The 20149-nt window shown below is 33.4% G+C and carries 23 protein-coding genes and 2 other annotated features; of the genes, 2 read left to right on the top strand and 21 right to left on the bottom strand.

The genetic code is table 11. The features are described from left to right. The 11 genes from ruvB to CD155_RS05145 all read right to left on the bottom strand — a co-directional run bounded on the left by ruvB (window position 1) and on the right by CD155_RS05145 (window position 6950). A complete protein-coding gene (gene ruvB / locus CD155_RS05190; RefSeq protein ID WP_037541493.1) occupies window positions 1–1005 on the bottom strand; it encodes a Holliday junction branch migration DNA helicase RuvB in 1005 nt (334 codons plus the stop codon). Between the two features lie 34 nt (window positions 1006–1039). Further along, a complete protein-coding gene (ruvA, locus tag CD155_RS05185) occupies window positions 1040–1642 on the bottom strand; it encodes a Holliday junction branch migration protein RuvA (RefSeq protein ID WP_103212726.1) in 603 nt (200 codons plus the stop codon). A gap of 11 nt (window positions 1643–1653) precedes the next feature. Then, the gene (locus CD155_RS05180; protein WP_002443266.1) at window positions 1654–2109 is read right to left on the bottom strand and encodes an ACT domain-containing protein; all 456 of its coding nucleotides are present in this window, start codon (window positions 2107–2109) and stop codon (window positions 1654–1656) included. An 11-nt stretch (window positions 2110–2120) separates the two neighbouring features. After that, entirely contained in the window at window positions 2121–3413 is a 1293-nt protein-coding gene (obgE, locus tag CD155_RS05175; protein WP_103212725.1) for a GTPase ObgE, read from the bottom strand. A 146-nt stretch (window positions 3414–3559) separates the two neighbouring features. After that, entirely contained in the window at window positions 3560–3844 is a 285-nt protein-coding gene (gene rpmA / locus CD155_RS05170) for a 50S ribosomal protein L27 (RefSeq protein ID WP_001830822.1), read from the bottom strand. 11 nt (window positions 3845–3855) lie between these two features. Continuing rightward, window positions 3856–4176 (bottom strand): ribosomal-processing cysteine protease Prp, encoded by a 321-nt coding sequence (locus CD155_RS05165; RefSeq protein WP_002443268.1) that lies wholly within the window; start codon window positions 4174–4176, stop codon window positions 3856–3858. 4 nt (window positions 4177–4180) lie between these two features. After that, complete coding sequence (gene rplU, locus CD155_RS05160; RefSeq protein ID WP_002443269.1) at window positions 4181–4489, bottom strand: 50S ribosomal protein L21; 309 nt, start codon at window positions 4487–4489, stop codon at window positions 4181–4183. A 12-nt stretch (window positions 4490–4501) separates the two neighbouring features. Beyond that, window positions 4502–4605: a sequence feature (ribosomal protein L21 leader region), on the bottom strand. Window positions 4606–4628: 23 nt separating this feature from the next. Next, window positions 4629–5159 (bottom strand): rod shape-determining protein MreD, encoded by a 531-nt coding sequence (gene mreD, locus CD155_RS05155; protein ID WP_002443272.1) that lies wholly within the window; start codon window positions 5157–5159, stop codon window positions 4629–4631. Next, complete coding sequence (gene mreC, locus CD155_RS05150; RefSeq protein ID WP_070830964.1) at window positions 5159–6001, bottom strand: rod shape-determining protein MreC; 843 nt, start codon at window positions 5999–6001, stop codon at window positions 5159–5161. The genes mreD and mreC overlap by 1 nt, the downstream gene beginning before the upstream one ends. 231 nt (window positions 6002–6232) lie before the next feature. After that, entirely contained in the window at window positions 6233–6376 is a 144-nt protein-coding gene (locus CD155_RS12940; protein WP_172605818.1) for a hypothetical protein, read from the bottom strand. A gap of 88 nt (window positions 6377–6464) precedes the next feature. Further along, a complete protein-coding gene (locus tag CD155_RS05145; RefSeq protein ID WP_037541496.1) occupies window positions 6465–6950 on the bottom strand; it encodes a DUF4930 family protein in 486 nt (161 codons plus the stop codon). A 163-nt stretch (window positions 6951–7113) separates the two neighbouring features. On the opposite strand from CD155_RS05145, the gene CD155_RS05140 reads away from it, so the two are divergent. After that, a complete protein-coding gene (locus CD155_RS05140) occupies window positions 7114–7293 on the top strand; it encodes a hypothetical protein (RefSeq protein ID WP_037541562.1) in 180 nt (59 codons plus the stop codon). A 116-nt stretch (window positions 7294–7409) separates the two neighbouring features. On the opposite strand, the gene radC is transcribed toward CD155_RS05140, so the two are convergent. The 4 genes from radC to CD155_RS05120 form a co-directional block, all read right to left on the bottom strand. Beyond that, window positions 7410–8099, bottom strand: a complete 690-nt coding sequence (radC, locus tag CD155_RS05135) for a RadC family protein (protein WP_103212723.1) — start codon at window positions 8097–8099, stop codon at window positions 7410–7412. Continuing rightward, complete coding sequence (locus tag CD155_RS05130) at window positions 8096–8806, bottom strand: prepilin peptidase (protein WP_002443285.1); 711 nt, start codon at window positions 8804–8806, stop codon at window positions 8096–8098. Before CD155_RS05130 ends, radC begins: the two co-directional genes overlap by 4 nt. A gap of 184 nt (window positions 8807–8990) precedes the next feature. Further along, a complete protein-coding gene (locus tag CD155_RS05125; RefSeq protein WP_037541497.1) occupies window positions 8991–10256 on the bottom strand; it encodes a bifunctional folylpolyglutamate synthase/dihydrofolate synthase in 1266 nt (421 codons plus the stop codon). 10 nt (window positions 10257–10266) lie between these two features. Next, window positions 10267–12897 (bottom strand): valine--tRNA ligase, encoded by a 2631-nt coding sequence (locus CD155_RS05120; protein ID WP_103212722.1) that lies wholly within the window; start codon window positions 12895–12897, stop codon window positions 10267–10269. A 40-nt stretch (window positions 12898–12937) separates the two neighbouring features. Continuing rightward, window positions 12938–13183 (bottom strand) — a binding site (T-box leader). Between the two features lie 58 nt (window positions 13184–13241). Here CD155_RS05120 and CD155_RS05115 point away from each other — a divergent pair. Further along, window positions 13242–13802, top strand: a complete 561-nt coding sequence (locus CD155_RS05115; protein ID WP_103212721.1) for a DNA-3-methyladenine glycosylase I — start codon at window positions 13242–13244, stop codon at window positions 13800–13802. A gap of 170 nt (window positions 13803–13972) precedes the next feature. On the opposite strand, the gene CD155_RS05110 is transcribed toward CD155_RS05115, so the two are convergent. The 6 genes from CD155_RS05110 to CD155_RS05085 form a co-directional block, all read right to left on the bottom strand. Next, the gene (locus CD155_RS05110) at window positions 13973–15046 is read right to left on the bottom strand and encodes an AbrB family transcriptional regulator (protein WP_002443295.1); all 1074 of its coding nucleotides are present in this window, start codon (window positions 15044–15046) and stop codon (window positions 13973–13975) included. Window positions 15047–15220: 174 nt separating this feature from the next. Then, window positions 15221–16504 carry a glutamate-1-semialdehyde 2,1-aminomutase gene (hemL, locus tag CD155_RS05105; protein ID WP_103212720.1) on the bottom strand — a complete coding sequence of 428 codons (1284 nt, stop codon included), beginning with the start codon at window positions 16502–16504 and terminating at the stop codon, window positions 15221–15223. A gap of 28 nt (window positions 16505–16532) precedes the next feature. After that, window positions 16533–17507, bottom strand: a complete 975-nt coding sequence (gene hemB, locus CD155_RS05100; protein WP_103212719.1) for a porphobilinogen synthase — start codon at window positions 17505–17507, stop codon at window positions 16533–16535. Further along, complete coding sequence (locus CD155_RS05095) at window positions 17497–18177, bottom strand: uroporphyrinogen-III synthase (RefSeq protein ID WP_256605091.1); 681 nt, start codon at window positions 18175–18177, stop codon at window positions 17497–17499. Before CD155_RS05095 ends, hemB begins: the two co-directional genes overlap by 11 nt. Window positions 18178–18212: 35 nt before the next feature. Then, window positions 18213–19139 (bottom strand): hydroxymethylbilane synthase, encoded by a 927-nt coding sequence (hemC, locus tag CD155_RS05090; RefSeq protein ID WP_103212717.1) that lies wholly within the window; start codon window positions 19137–19139, stop codon window positions 18213–18215. A gap of 176 nt (window positions 19140–19315) precedes the next feature. Further along, window positions 19316–20128 carry a cytochrome C assembly family protein gene (locus CD155_RS05085; protein ID WP_002443305.1) on the bottom strand — a complete coding sequence of 271 codons (813 nt, stop codon included), beginning with the start codon at window positions 20126–20128 and terminating at the stop codon, window positions 19316–19318. Window positions 20129–20149 lie beyond the last annotated feature (21 nt).

Raw genomic sequence — 20149 nt, 5'->3', positions numbered from 1 at the left:
TTACTTCCTCTTTTCATCTATGTTTTTAAAATGCTCATAAGCGAATGCCGTAGCTTTTCTACCACGTGGCGTTCTCTCTAAAAAGCCTTTTTGGATTAAAAACGGTTCATAAACGTCTTCAATTGTAATACGTTCTTCACCTATAGATACTGCAATCGTATCCAAGCCTACAGGGCCACCATTATATTGGTTGATAATACAATTCATCATTTTGTGGTCTATGTAATCCAAACCTTCTTGATCAACTTGTAATAATTGTAATGCCCTTTTGGTTGTTTCAATATAGATTTGATCATCTTCATTCACTTGTTGGAAATCTCTCACACGTTTTAATAATCTATTTGCAACCCTCGGTGTACCTCGTGACCGACGTGCTAATTCTAGGGCACTTTCTTCATCAATTCCTGTATCAAGTACTTCAGCAGTACGTGTGATAATTTCTTTTAGTTCATTTTCATTATAATATTCAAGTCTTAAATGAACACCAAATCTATCTCTAAGCGGACCAGTTAAACTACCAGCTCTCGTCGTCGCTCCAACAAGAGTAAATGGTGGTAAATCAATTCTGATACTTCTTGCTTCATCACCTTTACCTATGATGATATCTAGGAAAAAGTCTTCCATCGCAGGATAGAGTACTTCTTCTACAACACTACTAAGACGATGGATCTCGTCAATAAATAATACATCGCCTGGTTGTAATCCAGATAAAATAGCTGCTAAATCGCCTGGTCTCTCTAAAGACGGACCAGAAATCGTTCTTATATTCACTTCCATCTCATTAGCAATAATATTGGAAAGAGTCGTTTTACCTAGTCCAGGAGGACCAAATAATAGAACGTGATCGAGTGGTTCTTCTCTTAATTTAGCAGCTTTTATAAATACTTCTAGATTACTTTTAATAGAGGATTGACCGATATATTGTTTAAGTTTTGTAGGCCTTAATGACAATTCAAAAGCCGAGTCTTCATCATGAAATTCTTGATCGACCATTCTTTTATCCATATACGTTTCCCCCATTAAATCATTATTATTTATATTAAGATATTAAGGTTTGTAAACCAAGTTTAACTGCTTCATCCACTGAAGTAATACTTTGCTTGTTTAGCACCTTTTCCACTTTAGAAAGTTCGCGTTTAGAATAACCTAGTGCTTCTAATGCAAGCATTGCTTCTTTAACGATTTGACTTTGTTCAGTTGAATTTAAATCAACTTGAAGTAGTGTCTCACTGTTTTCTTCATTAATCGTTACCTTACCTTTTAAATCTAACACAATTTGTCTGGCGGTTTTCTTACCAATCCCTGGGAATTGTGTGAGATATGCATCATTTTCATTCTCTATTGCTTGTTTAACTTCATTTGGAGTACTAGCAGCTAAGATTGCTAAGGCTGATTTAGGCCCTATACCTGTTACCTTAATTAAACTAAGGAACATGTCTTTTTCTTCTTCGCTAATAAAGCCATAAAGTAATTGTGCATCTTCTCTAACTATCAGTGATGTATATATTTGTACTTCTTTATCCAAATATTTTTGAAAACGATAAGAATTCGGTGTCTGTATTTCATAACCTATTCCAGCTGTTTCTACAACAACGTGGGTTGGAAATAGCTGAGATAAGGTCCCTTTTACATATGCATACATGTTAGCACTCCTTACATACTCATACTTATTAATTCTACTTTTGAAACATGTTCTATCTTTCTCAGTGCATTAACCACATCATCAACTGATAAATGAGAAGATTGCGCATTCAGTGATAACGTAATCGTTGCTTTATCTTCCATTGGAACACTTTGATGTATTGTTAGAACAGATAATTGTAATTGAGAGATTGTGTTCAACACTTGTGCTAACATTCCAACGATATCATTCACATACAATATTAATGTAAACTCTCTATGGTCGAGCATCTTTTCATCAACTGGAAAGATTGTCTCTCTATATTTATAAAAGGCACTACGCGACAAATCGTACTGTTTTACAGCGTCATAAATGGACAACTTAGGATCGTTTTTCAAAGCATCTTTTACTTTTAAAGTTTTAACCACAGATTCAGGTAATACATCTTCTCTAATTAAATAAAACTTTTTATAATCTTTATTGTCCAAGGTTTACACTCCTATTCGACGAATTCAAACTCTCCACCTAGAATTCTTACGATATCACCGTTGCTACATCCTCTTTCTCTAAGTGCATCGTCAATTCCCATAGAACGCATTTGTCTGGCAAATCGACGGACAGCAGGGTCGCTATTAAAGTCTGTCATCTTGAACATTCTTTCTATAGCATTTCCGCTTACAACATATGCACCATCGTCATCTCTAGTAATCGTAAATGCATCTTGAGAAGGTGTATGTTTGTATAGTACACGATTGACGCCTACATTTTCATCTTCTTCAACTGAGAAGTCAATATCTTTAACTTCCTCTAGTTTATCTGCAATGAGATATAATAATTGGTCTATGTTATCACGCGTAACCGTTGATACTGGAATGATAGTCACGTCATCTTCTATTTCTTCTTTGAAAAGTTCTAAGTTTTCTTCAGCTTCAGGTATATCCATTTTATTCGCGACAACAATTTGCGGACGGTCTTCAAGACGTTGTTTATAATTCACTAATTCTTGATTAATTACTTTATAGTCTTCGATAGGATCTCTACCTTCAGAACCGCTCATATCAATCATGTGAACAATCACTTTCGTACGTTCCACGTGTCTTAAGAATTGATGTCCTAAACCTACACCCTCTGAAGCGCCTTCTATAAGACCTGGTAAATCGGCCATAACAAAACTTCTTTGATCTGGTGTGGAAACAACACCTAAATTAGGTTTAATAGTAGTAAAGTGGTAAGCACCAATCTTAGGCTTCGCTTTAGAAACGATAGATAATAACGTTGATTTACCTACACTTGGGAAACCAACTAGGCCTACATCTGCAAGTAATTTAAGTTCTAAGGTAACATCTAGCTCTTCGCCCGGTTCACCATTTTCACTAAAGTCTGGGGCAGGATTTCTTGGAGTTGCAAATCTTGAATTACCACGTCCGCCTCGTCCTCCGCGAGCTACAACTGCTCTTTGACCATCTTCAACTACATCGGCTAATACTTCTTCAGTATCTACACTTTTAATGATTGTGCCAGGAGGTACTTTTAGCACTAAATCTTCGGCATTTTTACCATGCATGTTACTGCTTTGTCCATTTTCACCTTTTTTAGCTTTGAAATGACGCTGATATCTAAAGTCTAAAAGAGTTCTTAGACCTTCATCTACTTCAAATACGACAGAAGCACCTTTACCACCATCGCCACCTGCAGGTCCACCAAAAGGGACGTATTTTTCTCTTCTATAAGCTGTGATTCCGTTTCCTCCGTCACCAGCTTTAAGAGATATTTTAACTTGATCGACGAACATATATCTCACCTCTTTTGATCTGCAATTTTCATCTTTATAATTATATCATTATCACTATTTTTAGAAAAATCATATTTAAATATGATGTCGTTTTAAACAAAAATAAAACACCAGAAGCATTCACTTCTGGTGTTAACTAGACAAAATTATTCAGCTACTGCGTATACAGAAACTTGTTTTTTGTCGCGACCTTTGCGTTCAAATTTAACAACGCCGTCGATTTTAGCGAATAATGTATCATCGCCACCACGACCTACATTTTCACCAGGGTAGATTTTAGTACCACGTTGGCGATAAAGAATTGAACCACCTGATACGTATTGACCGTCAGCACGTTTAGCACCTAAACGTTTAGATTCAGAGTCACGTCCGTTTTTTGTAGAACTTACCCCTTTTTTAGATGCGAAGAACTGTAAGTTTAATTTTAACATCGGGATACACCTCACTTATAATTTAATCTGATATTCTCATTATATTCTTCTTCAATCGTTTGTAAAGAAACTAACATCGCTTGAAGAATTAATTGCGCTTCTTTGTTATTAGTATCAACACTTCTTATATGAAAATGACCACCATCATCGTCGTAATCGATATCAGGCTTTTCAGATGTCAATCCCATAATTGCGTTTACACTACCAAATAAAACAGCTGAGGCTCCAGCACAGACAATGTCATGACCATATTCACCATGATCAGCATGGCCATCCATGATCACATCTGTCACTTTGCCTTCATCATCAATTGTAATATCAACAGTAATCATAAAATTATGCGTTAATTTTATCGATTGTTAATTTAGTATATGGTTGACGATGGCCTTTTTTACGTTTAGAGTCTTTACGACGTTTGTAAGTGAAGACAGTGATTTTCTTACCGCGACCTTGTTTATTAACAGTAGCAGTAACAGAAGCACCTTCAACAGTTGGCGCACCAACTTTAACTGAATCGCCACCTACAAATAATACTTTATCAAAAGTGAATGAGTCGCCTTCATTTACGTCTAATTTTTCAACGAAGATTTCTTGACCTTCTTCTACTTTGATTTGTTTTCCACCTGTTTCAATAATAGCAAACATACTTTGCACCTCCTATAATATAAGTCACGCCATATACAGGTGACGTCAGCTCAAGTTAAATATAAACTTTATGCTTTATTGTTCTTAAACCTGTATTTGAGCGGTTGTATGTAGCCTGAAACTACTCAACTATTGAATCTTACCATCGCTTAGCTTTACTGTCAATTGTGTTTTGTACTTTTTTAGTAAATTTAATAATAATTGGAAATAAGATCAATAGTAATATGAAATTAAGTAACAGTGTTGGAACAAGTCTGAATAAAATAAATTCAATAAAGTTAAATTGAATAAATCCAATGACACCGTATATCGCAACAACATATATTTCAAGTACTATTGTACTTAAGAGTACGATACCAAATAGCATCGAATAGTCTCTATAAAATACTTTAAAGAATTTATCTATAAGTACGACAAGAATGATATAGCCAAACATGTATAAGCCATAAATGCTTCCAAAATATAAGTCAGTAATGATACCAAAGAATATAGCAAGTATAAGTGCTACACCGAATCCTCTGTACACTGTCATAATTAAAATATACATCAGCGTTAGATGAGGCACAAAAATGATATCAATTTTACCAAAATGCAAAGGAATCACTAATCCAATTGCGGTATCAATATAGAATAATAAAATTCCAATAAGAAAATAGTAAAGGGTACGCATTAGTTACCCCCACTTTCATCATCAGGAATCGTGTTCACATCACGTTTTGCTACATATACATGGTTTAAGTCGGCTAAATCTGCGCCAGTTTTAACTCTAACTTCTTTAGCAAGACCATATTGGTCATTCTCTACTTCAGTTACTTCGCCTATGTAAAGATCACTTGGTAATTGATCCGCTAAACCACTTGTAACAACCTTATCTCCTTTTTTCACGCTATCTTTATTATTGATGTCACTGATGACTAACTCTTCATTTTTAGCATCATAATGATCAATTAAACCAAAAACATTCTTAGAACCATGTTGTACATTCACTGAAAGTTTACCTGCACGTGTGTTAGTAGAAATCAAATCCACTTGCGATGAAAATTGATTTACCTTCGTCACTCTTCCTACTAAACCTTCTGAAGTCATCACAGCCATATTGTTCTTAATGCCTGACTTAGACCCTTTATCTATCACAATAGTATTCATCCATTGATCTGGGTTTCTAGCAATGACCGTTGTAGAAATAGGTTCATACTTTGATAAATCCTTCACATCAAGTTCTTTTTTATATTTTTTATTTTCTGTCTCTAATTTCTGATTCTCCGCTTCAAGTTGTTTGATTTTATTTTTATCTTGTTTCGATCCATCTTTATTAAAGATATTTCCAATAGCTCCAGTTACAAAATGAATCGGATAACTTACAGCTCTTTGCCCCAAAGAAACCGAGTCGCCGACATATTGTTCTGGAGGTGATTGAGTTTGAGAACGAATGGATAAACCTATTAACGCTATAAAAACGATAATCGCACATAAAACAACAACAAGCTTGTTATTTTTAAAAAAGTTAAGCACCCAGAACACCTCTATAATACTAAATTTATTATCCTTTTATATTTTATATTACTCATCTCTTTAAATAAAGCACTAACTCATTATTAAAGATAAATTTTACGAATGATTTAGTTGAGCGTTGTTATTTAGTGAGTTAAACCTGTATATATATAATAAAAAACTACCAACAGTTACGTTAGTAGTTAGTTAAAATTAATTTTAAATTTTTATCAGAGCCAGACAAGCTTGTAATTATTTACTCTCATCTTCATTAGAATCTTTATTATCTTTCTTTTCGTCTTCGCTGTACAACGTTTCTTCTTTTCTCCAACGAGCAAAAAGATTTTGCGCTTTTGCTTGTTCGTTTGCTTGTTTTTCTTTTGATTGTTCAGCCATTCGAAATCACACCAACCTTTACTCTATTTATCTATATTCAAAGGTTAACTTATTTAAAATCACATTTCAAATTCATAGTTTATGAGATTTAATTGTATGCATCGGCTGGTTTTAGTTCTATATGTTGCCCTAGTTTATTTAAGTCTTGTTGCATTTCAAATTCAGTTTTGTAAACTCTTATAGAATCAGATCCAAATTTGTATATAATGAATTCATCGTCTCTTTGTCCTGCGAGATATTTGTCATTATATCCCATTCTACCTATACCGGAAACAGACATAAATTCTCTTTTATCTATCATATTAAAAACATTTTTTATCTGACTTGAAGGTACATTGTTAATAATATCATTTTCTTTTAATGAATAACGCTTACCATTTTGAGGCTCTCCCGATGATGAACCATTTGGATTTTGTGTGTCATTTAAATTTTGTTGGACATTATTCGAAGTATCACTTAGTGGATTCCATTCTTGATCTCTAAGGAAAGGGGCGTATTTAAGTGCTATATAGATAATGGCTATAATTGCTAGCACTGCAACGATGTTCTTTACTATACTGAAAATAAATCTCATATTTGCCCTCCTTAACATATTAAATTAAGTATAATTTAATTATGGCATTTTAGCATCAGACTAAGGAAGTAGGATTTTTATATCTATGGACTGATGTCATTGCTATTTGTATACATTATAATACATAATATGGAATGTACACATAATAAGGAGGTACAACATGTTGAGCATTTTAACAATCATACTCATCGTATTATTAGTCATACTGCTATTTAGAGTAGGTTTGTCTATTTTACGATTCTTAATATCTGCTGGTATTGTTTTATTATGTATATATTTAGGTTACCAAGGCGTGATTTGGTTACTTGATCATTTTCAAAATTTATCAGGTTTTATTCATTAGTCAATAAGTTAGCTATTCATTTTATGTATGTTTGGGTTGTATGCTCAAATTTCATATTTGGTTTAGCTAACTTTTTTATTTTTACTTGGATTAAATAGACAATCGAAAGGACGATATTAAATTGAATTATCTTCAAAATAGCCCGCTTCTACTAAACTAATAAATTTATTATCTCCTATAATAATATGATCTAACAATTCGATACCTAAGATAGCTCCACATTCTTTTAAACGTAATGTTGTAGTTATGTCCTCTCTTGATGGAGTCACATCACCAGATGGATGATTATGTACAACAATCATTGCATTTGAAGATTCTCTTATTGCTATATTAAATACCTCTCTTGGATGGATAATCGAACTATTGAGTGTACCTTTATATATCCACGATTGTTTAATAACAATATTTTTCGAATTAAGTAATAACACTACGAAATGTTCTTGCTCCAAATCTTTCATTTTAGACATCATTAATTCAGCTACATCTCCAGGGCTTGTAATTTTCACTTTATCAATCGTACTCGTTGCATTTAATCTTTCCCCTAACTCAAAAGCAGCTTTTAACGTGATTGCTTTATATAATCCTATACCTTTTATTCTTAACAAATCATTGATTGACAGTTTTTTTAATTCTCGAATTGAATGATGGTTCTTTATTAATTCATTCGCTATATCAATGCTTGAGAAACCTTTTCTTCCTGTGTTGATAAGAATAGCTAACAATTCAACATTCGAAAGACTTTGAGCACCAAAATTCATCAACCGTTCTCTAGGTTTTTCTGACACTGCCATTTCATTAATTTTCAATAAAAATCGCCTCCTAAAAATTGATTTATTTCTTGATAAAAAAGTGCGTTAGTTACAAAGGAAAGAAATATAAAAGGGATAAGTGGAATATATTTAATATCTTTTTTAATAAACAATTTAAAAAGAATCACAACTAATCCGCCTATTATAAAAGTGAAGATAAACAAATAAAAAGAGAGTTTCAACGGTAAAAACAATGCAAGCATATTAAAGATAATAATATCGCCATATCCAATAAGTTTATACATAAATAGATATAATGTATGGGTTATAGTAAATACAATTAAAAAATTCCAAAAATAAATATGTGAAAACAAACATGTGATAATGATATAGATGCATACGAGTCTTAGATCGACTGTCATTGAATGCATATCGTAGAGAGACATAGTAAGTAAGAATAGAAAAGTGGTTAGGAAAAGTACAAAATGAATATTTGTATTTGTCATCGAATAAAGGAATATCGGAATAACAGACAGAACTTCACCTATAAAGTAGTAAATTTGTAATTTTTGTCGACAACAACGTGAACGACCATTTAACGTAATAAAACTGATAATCGGTAATAAATCATAAGGTTTAATTACTTCAGCACAGTAATCACATCTAGACCTTGTATAAAAGTATCTCAAACTGAGAAAACCTTTATGACTAAATTGATATAAAAAGCTGAAAATCACACTACATGAATATGCAAGTAGAACCATATATCATCCTCCTTAAATTTATTATAAGTATTTTCAACTCAATGTAAATAACTTGTATTTCTCTAAAATTCCGTTAACAAAATAGAGAAATTTCCTATTTAAAATCATTTAAGTTTTTGCACCTTAAACACAACGAAAGAGCAAAACAAGGAAGTATAACAACCTGTTTTGCTCTTTCAGTTACTTAATTGAATTTTGTTTTAGCTTTTACTTCACTGATAAAGTATAAACTTCCAGTAATGATTAAGCCTTCGCCCTGATAATTTTCTATAAATTGAACGTAATCATCTACAAGTTCTATATTTTCAAAATTAATTTCTTCAGCAATTTCTTCTTTAGTTAACGCTTTGGGAAAGTCAAAGTCGGCAATATAAAATCTTGATGCAATATCGCTTAGATTACTCATCATACTATTGATAGGCTTCCCTTTAATTGCAGAAAAAAGTACATCAATTTTATCTCGGCCATAATAATGTTTAATTGTGTCTATTAGCGCTTCTACACTTTCATTATTATGCGCACCATCAATAACCATAAGTGGATGTTCTTTAACTTGTTCAATACGACCTGTCCAATTTACAGATTCAATACCATCAATCATTTTATTAAAGTCAAGATCAATCATATGCGCTTCATTAAGTTCTATAAGTGCTGTAATAGCTAACGAAGCATTCTCTTTTTGATGTTCTCCAAGCATATTTAAAAGAATCGTCTCTAGCTCATAATCCTTATATCGATAAGTAAATTCATCATCTTGTGAAATGATCGTTATTTCTCGATCTAGTTCAATAGGTTTCGCATTTTGCTCTAAAGCATAGTCCCTAACATATTTTAAAGCATCATCATTTTTAACTGCATATATAATCGGTGTATTAGGCTTAATAATAGCTGCTTTATCTTTAGCTATATCTAAATAAGTTGTACCAAGAATATCAGTGTGATCAAGTCCAATGCTAGTTAAAATAGATAAAATAGGTTTAAATACATTCGTGGAATCGTGTTTAATTCCTAACCCTGCTTCAATAATAACGAAATCAACTGGATGAATCTCTCCAAAGTATAGGAACATCATCGTAGTAATAATTTCGAATTCCGTAGCGCCACCTAATTCAGTTTCAGTTTCTAAGGCTTCGCTTACAGGTTTGACGCGTTCAACAAGTTGAACAAGTTCGTCATTTGTAATTGGTGTTCCATTTAAGCTAATGCGCTCATTAAAACTTTCGATAAATGGTGAAGTAAAGGTACCTACTTCATAGCCATTTTCCACTAAAGCAGTTCTCAGATAAGCTACCGTAGACCCCTTACCATTCGTGCCACCAACATGAATACCTCTAATCTTATCTTGAGGATTATTAAATTGTTCTAACATCCATTCCATACGCTTGACACCAGGTTTAATACCAAATTTCGATCTTTCATGTATCCAATACAAGCTGTCTAGGTAATTCATGATCATACTCCTATGCTTTTAATTGTTCAATTCGTGATTTAACACCATCATATTTTTCTTGATAATGTTGTTGTTTTTCTTTCTCTTCATTTATAACTTTTTCCGGAGCTTTATTTACAAAGTTCTCATTTGAAAGTTTTTTATCTACTCTATCTAATTCACTTTGAAGTTTATCTAGTTCTTTCTCCAAACGTGCAATTTCTTTTTCCATATCAATAAGACCTTCAAGTGGTAGAACGACTTTACCAGCTACGACCACTGAAGTCATTGCCTTTTCAGGAATATCGATTTCTGTATCGATTATTAACTCACTAGGATTACAGAATTTGTGTAAATAACTCGCATTCTCTTTAAGCGTTTGTTTTACATTCTCATCCTTAGTTTGAATTAAAATTGATATCGATTTAGAAAGTGGCGTATTCACTTCAACTCTTGATTGACGAACTGATTTGATGATTTCAACAAGTTGTTGCATTGTTTGTTTACTTTCGTCAAATATAAATTCTTGCTTAACCGTCGGCCAACTTGCATTGACAATTGTTTCACCTTCGTGAGGTAAACTTTGCCAAATTGTTTCAGTAACAAATGGCATAAATGGATGCAACATTTTCATAATTTTATCGAGTACATAACTCAATACTGAACGTGTTGTTTGTTTTTGAGTTTCATCATCACTATTCATTGGTATCTTACTCATTTCAATATACCAATCGCAGAATTCATCCCAAATAAAGTTATAAAGTGCACGTCCTACTTCGCCAAATTCATATTTGTCACTTAACTCTGTTACTGTTTTAATTGTTTCATTTAATCTTGTTAAAATCCACTTATCCGCTAAAGATAATTCACCTGATAAATCGATATCTTCTACTTTAAAGTCTTCGCCGATATTCATTAAGCTAAAACGCGCTGCATTCCATATTTTATTGATAAAGTTCCAAACAGATTCTACTTTTTCAGTTGAATAACGTAAATCATGACCTGGAGATGAACCGGTAGCTAAGAAATATCTTAAACTATCCGCACCATATTCATCAATTACATCCATAGGGTCAACGCCATTCCCTAAAGACTTACTCATTTTACGTCCGTCTTCAGCTCTTACTAATCCATGAAGTAACACATCATTAAATGGTCTTCTATCTGTAAATTCTAATCCTTGGAATATCATTCTAGCTACCCAGAAGAAGATAATGTCATAACCAGTTACTAATGCATTCGTTGGATAATAACGTTTAAAGTCTTCTGAGTCCGTAGCAGGCCAACCTAATGTAGAGAATGGCCATAATGCACTTGAAAACCACGTATCCAATACGTCTTCATCTTGGATCCAATTTTCGATATCTTTTGGTGCTTCTTCACCAACATAAATTTCATTCGTTTCTTTGTGATACCATGCTGGAATTTGGTGTCCCCACCATAACTGACGAGAAATCGTCCAGTCTCTGATTTCTTCCATCCAACGATTGAACGTATTTTCAAAGCGTCCAGGGAAGAAGTCGATTCTATCGTCGGTTTTTTGATTATCTAGTGCTCTTTGAGCTAGTGGTTTCATTTTAACGAACCATTGTGTTGATAAATAAGGCTCTACAATCGCGCCTGTTCTCTCTGAATGACCCACAGAGTGTGTATGTTCCTCAATTTTAATCACTAAATCTTGTGCTTTCAAATCTTCAACAAGTTGTTTACGACAATCAAAGCGATCCATGCCTTCATATTTTCCGGCTTTATCGTTCATTTTACCGTATTCATCCATCACGATAATATTTTCCAGATCGTGACGTTGACCAATTTCAAAGTCATTTGGATCATGTGCTGGAGTGACTTTCATTGCACCAGAACCGAATTCGATATCAACATATTCGTCTGCAAGAATAGGCAACTCTCTACCTACTATAGGTAGAATTACCTTTTTGCCAATAACGTCTTTATAACGTTCATCATTAGGATTGACGACAATGGCTGTATCTCCAAGCATTGTTTCTGGACGTGTTGTCGCAATTTCAATATATCCATCGTCATCTGCAAATGGATATTTAAAATGATAAAATGCACCCTGAACGTCCTCATGGATAACTTCTATATCAGATAACGCTGTTCTTGCTTGAGGATCCCAGTTAATGATTCTTTCACCGCGGTAGATAATACCTTTATTATATAAATCGACAAACACTTTTCGAACTGCTTTACTTAATCCTTCATCTAAAGTAAAACGCTCTCTACTATAATCTAAACCTAGACCAAGTTTAGCCCATTGTTGTCTAATAAATGACGCATATTCTTCTTTCCAATCCCATGCTTGTTCTAAGAATTTATCTCGTCCAAGGTCATGTCTAGAAATACCTTGTTCGTTTAATTTTGCTTCAACTTTAGCTTGTGTTGCAATCCCAGCATGGTCCATACCAGGAAGATATAAAGTGTCATAACCTTGCATACGTTTCATACGTGTAATAATATCTTGTAACGTTGTATCCCATGCATGTCCTAAATGCAACTTCCCAGTTACATTGGGTGGTGGAATCACAATCGTATATGTATCTTTCGATTTATCTTCTGACGGTTTAAAATAACCATTTTTTACCCATTCTTCATAACGACCCGCTTCAACTTCTCTTGGATCGTATTTCGGTTTCATTTCCATAAAAAATCCTCCTAATAAATTAAAAACACCCACCCTATAAAAATAGGACGGATGTTCCGTGGTACCACCTATATTCAAGAAGAATTACATTCTCAATTTGTTACATGTAATGTCTTCAAGCACTTAAGTATTAGATTAACGCTCAAACACGCTTTCACCTACTATATATATGTTCAGTGAAAGTTATTAACGGGCTACCTTCAATTCAAACCACTTACATATTTCCACCAAATATATGCTCTCTATAAAATGATTAGAATTTACTCTTCCCTAACATTATATTCATTTACTCACTTATAGTATAATGGATATATCAATAAGTCAATGTATTGGAGGTAAAATTTATGAATGAGTGTGCCTTTAGTACACAGGATGAAACATACTTAGAATATCACGATAAATTTTGGGGGCAACCATTATACGATAGTAAGGAATTGTTTAAACTGATTGCTTTAGAGTCACAACATGCAGGTTTATCATGGCTAACTATTTTAAAGAAAAAAGATGCATACGAAGAAGCTTTTTATAACTTTGATCCTGAAAAGGTTGCTCAAATGACGAGCAAAGATATCGACCGATTAATGGAATTTCCTAACATCGTTCATAATAGAAAGAAGCTAGAAGCAATTGTGAGTCAAGCTCAAGGTTATTTAAAAATCGAACAAGATTATAATAGTTTTAGTGATTTCTTGTGGTCATATGTAAACAATAAGCCTATTGATATGGGATATAAAAAGCCAAGTGATCGAATAACAGTTGATGAACGCGCAACACAACTTTCGAAAGATCTTAAGAAATACGGTTTTAAATTTTTAGGTCCAGTGACTGTCTTTTCTTTTTTAGAGGCTGCTGGCTTATACGATTCACATTTAGAAGGTTGTCCAGTCAAACCTTCACATGCATAAAATTAAAAAGAGGTCGGGACAAAAGCGTTTAGGATTTGAGCAGAACCGAACAATGAGCAAAATTGTTTCTCAAATTTTGTCGAATTGTGAGTGTTACTGCCGAAAATCCTGCTTTTGGGACACCGTTAATCGGTTTCCCAGAGTATAAACGATAAGGTTTCCCGCCTCTTTTACTTTTCATTATATCTTGCTCTGTATTTTAAGAAGTAACCAATTAATGGTGCGATAACAAATAAGATAAAGAAGATTCTAAATATATGATAGCTTGATATCATTGCAACGTCAGCACCTGTTGCCATAGCCACAAGTACGATTTGACTCATACCACCTGGCGCTGCACCTAAGAATAATTCATTGATGGAATTATTGGTAAACACATGCACAATGACAACCATGATAAATGCAGATAGAATTAACATGATATTTTGAAATGCAATTGCTACAGCTATCCTGCCCTTTAAGTCATTCAGCAAATACGCAATTTGTATTCCGATGCGAATCATATACACAACTTGTGCAGACGCTAATAACCAATGATCTAATGTAAAAGTAAGATTTGTTGTCATGTTCCAAACTATAAGTACCAAGATCGGTGCAAGTAACTGTTTCGTAGGAAAATTAATTTTAGCCATTAAAATATAAACAATTGCAACTAATAATAGTAGAAGTGCAATTTGCCATATTTCTAACGCTTGCGTGAATGGCGCTACTTTCATGCTAGCTCCTTCAGAAGAACTACTAGAATCTCTGAAAAAGTAAGAAATCAGCGGTACTAAAATCACAACAAATATAATTCGTGAGGTTTGAGTTAAACTGACTACTAAAATATTTGCTCTTTTATCTTCTTCCGCCATAATCAACATTTGACTTAGCGCACCTGGAATCACGCTTAAAATAGCTGTTTCTGTGTTAACTTGAGCGATCTTTTTAAAGAAGTAAGCAATGAATAACGCTAGGACTAGTAATAGTACCGTAATAATGATGATGGTTAACCAATCATTCCTAATATCACCTATGACTGTCTTCGTAAAGGTAGAACCAATTTGTATACCTAAAAATATTAAACCAGTTTGGCTTAACCAAAATGGCCATTTGATTTCTAACTTGAAAACTTTCACACATAAGATTGCTGCAATCATCGGACCAAACATAAACGGTAATAATATATGTGAGAATTTTAAAATTAAACTTAAAATAATGGCTAAAACTAAGACAATAAAGTTATTTCTTTGTATTTTATTCATCCTATCACGCCGCTTTCTTGAGTACGGAAGTTAAATAGAAATCGTTGAATCTTAAAATATATGATTCCTTGATCATTCCACTCAGACATTTACTGTCAATATGTTAAATGAGGCTGAGATAATCAATCATGTCTCAGCCTCACTAAATTGTTATCTTATATTAAATTAAATTTATCATACAATGCGACTTAAGGCATTATCAAATGCTTGAATCGTTTTTTCAATGTCCTCTTTAGTATGAGCCATTGATAGGAATGTTCCTTCAAATTGTGAAGGTGGTAAGAATACGCCCTCTTTTGCCATTTCTCTATACATATTACTGAATAGTTCTAAATCACTTTGATTAGCTTCATCAAAATTAGTTACTGGACCTTTATTTAAGAAATAACCAATCATTGAACCAGCTCTGTTAACTGTAATAGGCACATTATGCTTACCAAATACTTCTTTAAGACCTTTTTCTAAAATATCTCCTAATTCATTAAAATATTCGTACGACTCAGGTGTAAGTTGACTTAATGTCTCATAGCCACTCGTCATAGCTAATGGATTACCTGATAACGTACCTGCTTGGTAAATATTTCCAACAGGAGCGATTTGATCCATAATTTCTTTTTTACCGCCAAAGGCACCAACTGGTAAACCGCCACCGATGACTTTTCCTAAACAAGTTAAATCTGGTGTTACACCAAAGTAACCTTGGGCACAATTATAACCTACACGGAAACCTGTCATAACTTCATCAAAGATGAGTAATGCACCATATTCATTTGTAATATCACGTAAACCTTGTAAAAATCCTTCGACAGGAGGTACAACGCCCATATTCCCAGCAACAGGCTCAACAATCACACCTGCAATGTCGTCGCCATACTTTTTAAATGCGAGTTTAAGGGAATTTAAATCATTGTAAGGTACAGTGATAGTATTTTTAGCAATACCTTCTGGTACACCTGGAGAGTCCGGCAAGCCTAATGTTGCTACACCAGAACCAGCTTTAATTAGTAGCGAGTCACTATGTCCATGGTAGCAACCTTCAAATTTAATGATCTTGTTGCGACCAGTATAACCTCTTGCAAGACGCAATGTATCTAATGTAGCTTCAGTACCTGATGACACCATTCTAACCTTTTCTATTGATGGAACACGGTCAATGACAAGTTCTGCAAGTTTATTTTCTTGTAAAGTTGAAGCACCGAAACTTGTACCATTATCTACTGCTTCATGAAGTTTTTCTATAACTTGTTTATTTTTATGTCCTAAAATGAGAGGCCCCCAACTTAAAACATAGTCTATATACTCATTGCCATCGATGTCATATATTTTGGAACCTTCAGCATAATCCATAAAAATTGCAGGCGTATCAACTGATTTAAATGCTCTTACAGGACTATTCACCCCACCAGGCATAAGTTGCTCCGCTTTTTCCATTGCTTTAATAGATTTTTCATAACCCATAATTAAGTGCCTCCTTAGTAGCGTATTATTATTTATCTAAATAACGACAAATATCTTTTGCAAAATACGTAATGATTAAGTCAGCGCCCGCACGCTTCATAGAAACCATTTGTTCCATTACGATTTTTTCTTCGTCAATCCAACCGTTAAGTGCAGCAGCTTTAGTCATACTATATTCGCCACTGACATTATAAGCTACTACAGGTACATTAGTATTGTTCTTAACATCTCTCACAATATCTAAGTAGCTTAATGCAGGTTTAACAATCATCATATCGCAACCTTCTTTAAGGTCACTTTCTAATTCTCTTAAAGCCTCTAGACGATTGGCAGGATCCATTTGATATGTTTTTCTATCTCCAAAAGATGGTGCTGAATCTGCAGCGTCTCGGAAAGGACCGAAGAAACTAGATGCATATTTAATACCGTAACTCATGATTGGAATATTTTCATAACCTGCTTGGTCTAAACCTTCTCTGATTTCAGCAACAAAGCCATCCATCATATTACTTGGAGCAATAATATCTGCTCCTGCTTCTACTTGAGAAATTGCAGTTTTCACTAATAAAGGTAATGATTTGTCATTATCTACATCATGTGTATGATCATCTATCACACCACAGTGACCATGATCTGTATATTCACAAAGGCATGTATCAGCAACAATTAATAAATCACTATACATTTTTTTAGCAATTCGAGTTGCCTCTTGAACAACGCCGTTATGATCATATGCGCCAGAACCTACATCATCTTTTTCATTCGGAACACCAAAGAACATAATTGCTCTTATGCCTAGGTCATAAGCTTCTTTAATTTCTTCATGTAATAAATTTAAACTAATTTGATATACACCTGGAAGAGATTGAATCTCGCTTTTAACATCATCTTTTTCAACCACAAAGATTGGATAAATTAAATCTTCTTTTCTCACATGTGTTTCTCTTACCAAATCACGCATTGTTTGAGAAGAACGTAATCTTCTATGTCTATCAAATTTCATTATTGTCCCTACTTTCTAAAATTTTATCTATCAGCGATTCTGAAGTTTGTTGATCAGCAATCCGCACATTTTGATGATATTCTTTCAGCGTATCAGCCGTCTGTTTTCCTATCGCATAATAATGATTAAATTCTGGAATATTATTATCACTAAAATAAAATCTAACAGCCGATGAACTAGAGAAAGTGAAAGCATCAATGTGTTTTTCTTTTACTAATTGTTTTACTTCCTCAATATGTTGTTGATGCGGTACAGGTCGATACAAATCTATCTTAGTAACATCATTATATTTGTTCAATTGATTTGCTAATTTAGGCCGTGCGTACTGACTTGATGGAAGTAATATTTTTTGGTCCTTATTTTGAAATTCTGCTAAAAATCCTTCTTGTGAAAAATCTTGTGGAAGAAAGTCAACATGAATATTCAAATCTTTGCAGTATTGAGCAGTTTTAGCTCCAATAACTGCTACCTTTTTAACTTTAACGCTTTTTAAATATGCATAAAAGTATTTAACTGCATTTTTTGACGAAAAAATAAGCCAGTCATAGCTATGATTGAGCAAATGTTCATTAAAAGAAAGTCCTTGAATTTGTATCAATGGTTTGTGAATAATATCCACTAAATCACTTTGAACTTTACTTGTTTGCGTCATAACTATCACTGGTTTCATCATTTTAGTGCCACCTTTAAGGTATGGTTATATAATTAATTTTCTTCATTTAACTTTCTAATGATTTCATAAGCACCTTGTTCTTTTAAAACACGACTTACTTCTTGGCCTAACTCAACAGGATTGTGACCTCTAGCGGTATGTTCATAACGCTCTTCTCCGTCAGGTGTCATAATTAATCCCGTAAATTCAATTTGACTATTACCGTCAATCGTTGCATAACCTCCGATAGGAACTTGGCAACTACCATCCATCTCAGATAGGAAAGTACGTTCAGCTGTCACGCATTGTGCAACTTCGTGATTATGAACCTTTTTAAGTAGCTCAAGAAGTTCTTCATCATCACTTCTGCATTCTATACCTAGTGCACCTTGCCCGATTGCTGGTAAGAGAATGTCTTTATCTAAATAAGTGGTAACGATATCATCTGACCAGCCCATGCGTCTTAAGCCAGCTGCCGCTAAAATAATAGCGTCATAGTCTTCTGTTTCTAATTTATTCAAGCGAGTATCGATGTTTCCACGAATCCATTTAATTTCTAAATGTGGATACTTGGAAAGAATTTGTGCACCACGACGTAATGAGCTTGTGCCCACAATACTACCTTCAGGTAATTCACTTAAAGGTGTATGATTCTTCGAAATGTATGCGTCAAATGGTACTTCTCTATCCGGTATACATCCTAACGTAAGCCCTTCAGGGATAATGCTTGGTACATCTTTTAATGAATGGATAGCCATATCGATATCTTTATTAAATAATTCGTTTTGAATTTCTTTAACAAAAAGTCCTTTGCCCCCAACTTTAGATAATTGTTTATCAACTATTTTATCACCTTTGGTAACAATCTCTTTAATCTCAATATCTAAATCAGGTTCAATTTCCTTTAATTTATCTATAAACTGTTGACTCTGTGTTAAAGCTAATTTACTTCTACGTGATCCAACAACGAGTTTACGCATATGTTGAATGCCTCCTAGGTACTAGTATCTTCTTAAAATGATTGACATAGATGACAGACTGTAGATAACTCTTTTAAACACATAACTTAAATCTCAATACTCTTTTATTTTAACAAAAGATTATTAACAGTCTGTTTTGTTTATTTTGCTTCGTCCTTAAGTGCTTAAATTTATTTTTAAGTAAAGTGGGCTGTAAAGAACAGATTAATCATACAAAGACAAAATAAAATGATATTAAAATACACTAAATTTCTTTGAGTAATCCATTTTTTGATACGTAAAAAAATGTAAACACCATATAAGAATGTAATGACTGAAGAAAGTATGACTTTAGGATCTATAAATATTTTATTACCTACTGCGAAAACGCCCCATTGCGCGCCTAATATAATACTTAAAATGAGTACAATAAAACCTGTTAGAGTTGAATAAAAAATAATTGACTCTAAAGTACCTACACTACCGATTCTAAAATAATTTTGATCAAAGTTTTTCTCTTTTAAGTTTCTATATTGAATAATATATAATAATGCATTCACAAATGCTACGGCAAAGAAAGCGTAACTTAATACAGCTAATCCAATATGCACAAGCAACAATTCATTAATAACTGCTACTTGTTGGATTTGGGTTTGATAATTTTTCGGCTGGAACGTATTCATTGCCATAAGTATTAATCCTATAAGATTCAAGAAAAATACAGAAAAATTAAGTACTTTAATTAAATTCAATACTAGAGAAATCGTTATAATAATCCACGTCAACGTGAAAAAGACATCAAATATAGAATTTAAAGGGACCTTCTCTGTTTGAATGATAAAAACAGATAAAGAGATTGTTTGTAATATCCAAACAATCCCTAGTGAATAAACGCCTAAAGTCCTAACTTTATAACTTTTTCTTATAAAGTCCACAAAGTAGCATACTATGCTCAATATATAAATAATTAATATAAATTCATGAAATCTAATAAACAGGGTTTCTTGCATATTATCACCATATTAATATGC

It is taken from the genome of Staphylococcus caprae (genome assembly GCF_002902725.1).
GTDB lineage: Bacteria > Bacillota > Bacilli > Staphylococcales > Staphylococcaceae > Staphylococcus > Staphylococcus caprae.
This window is presented reverse-complemented; position numbering and strand designations above follow the sequence as displayed.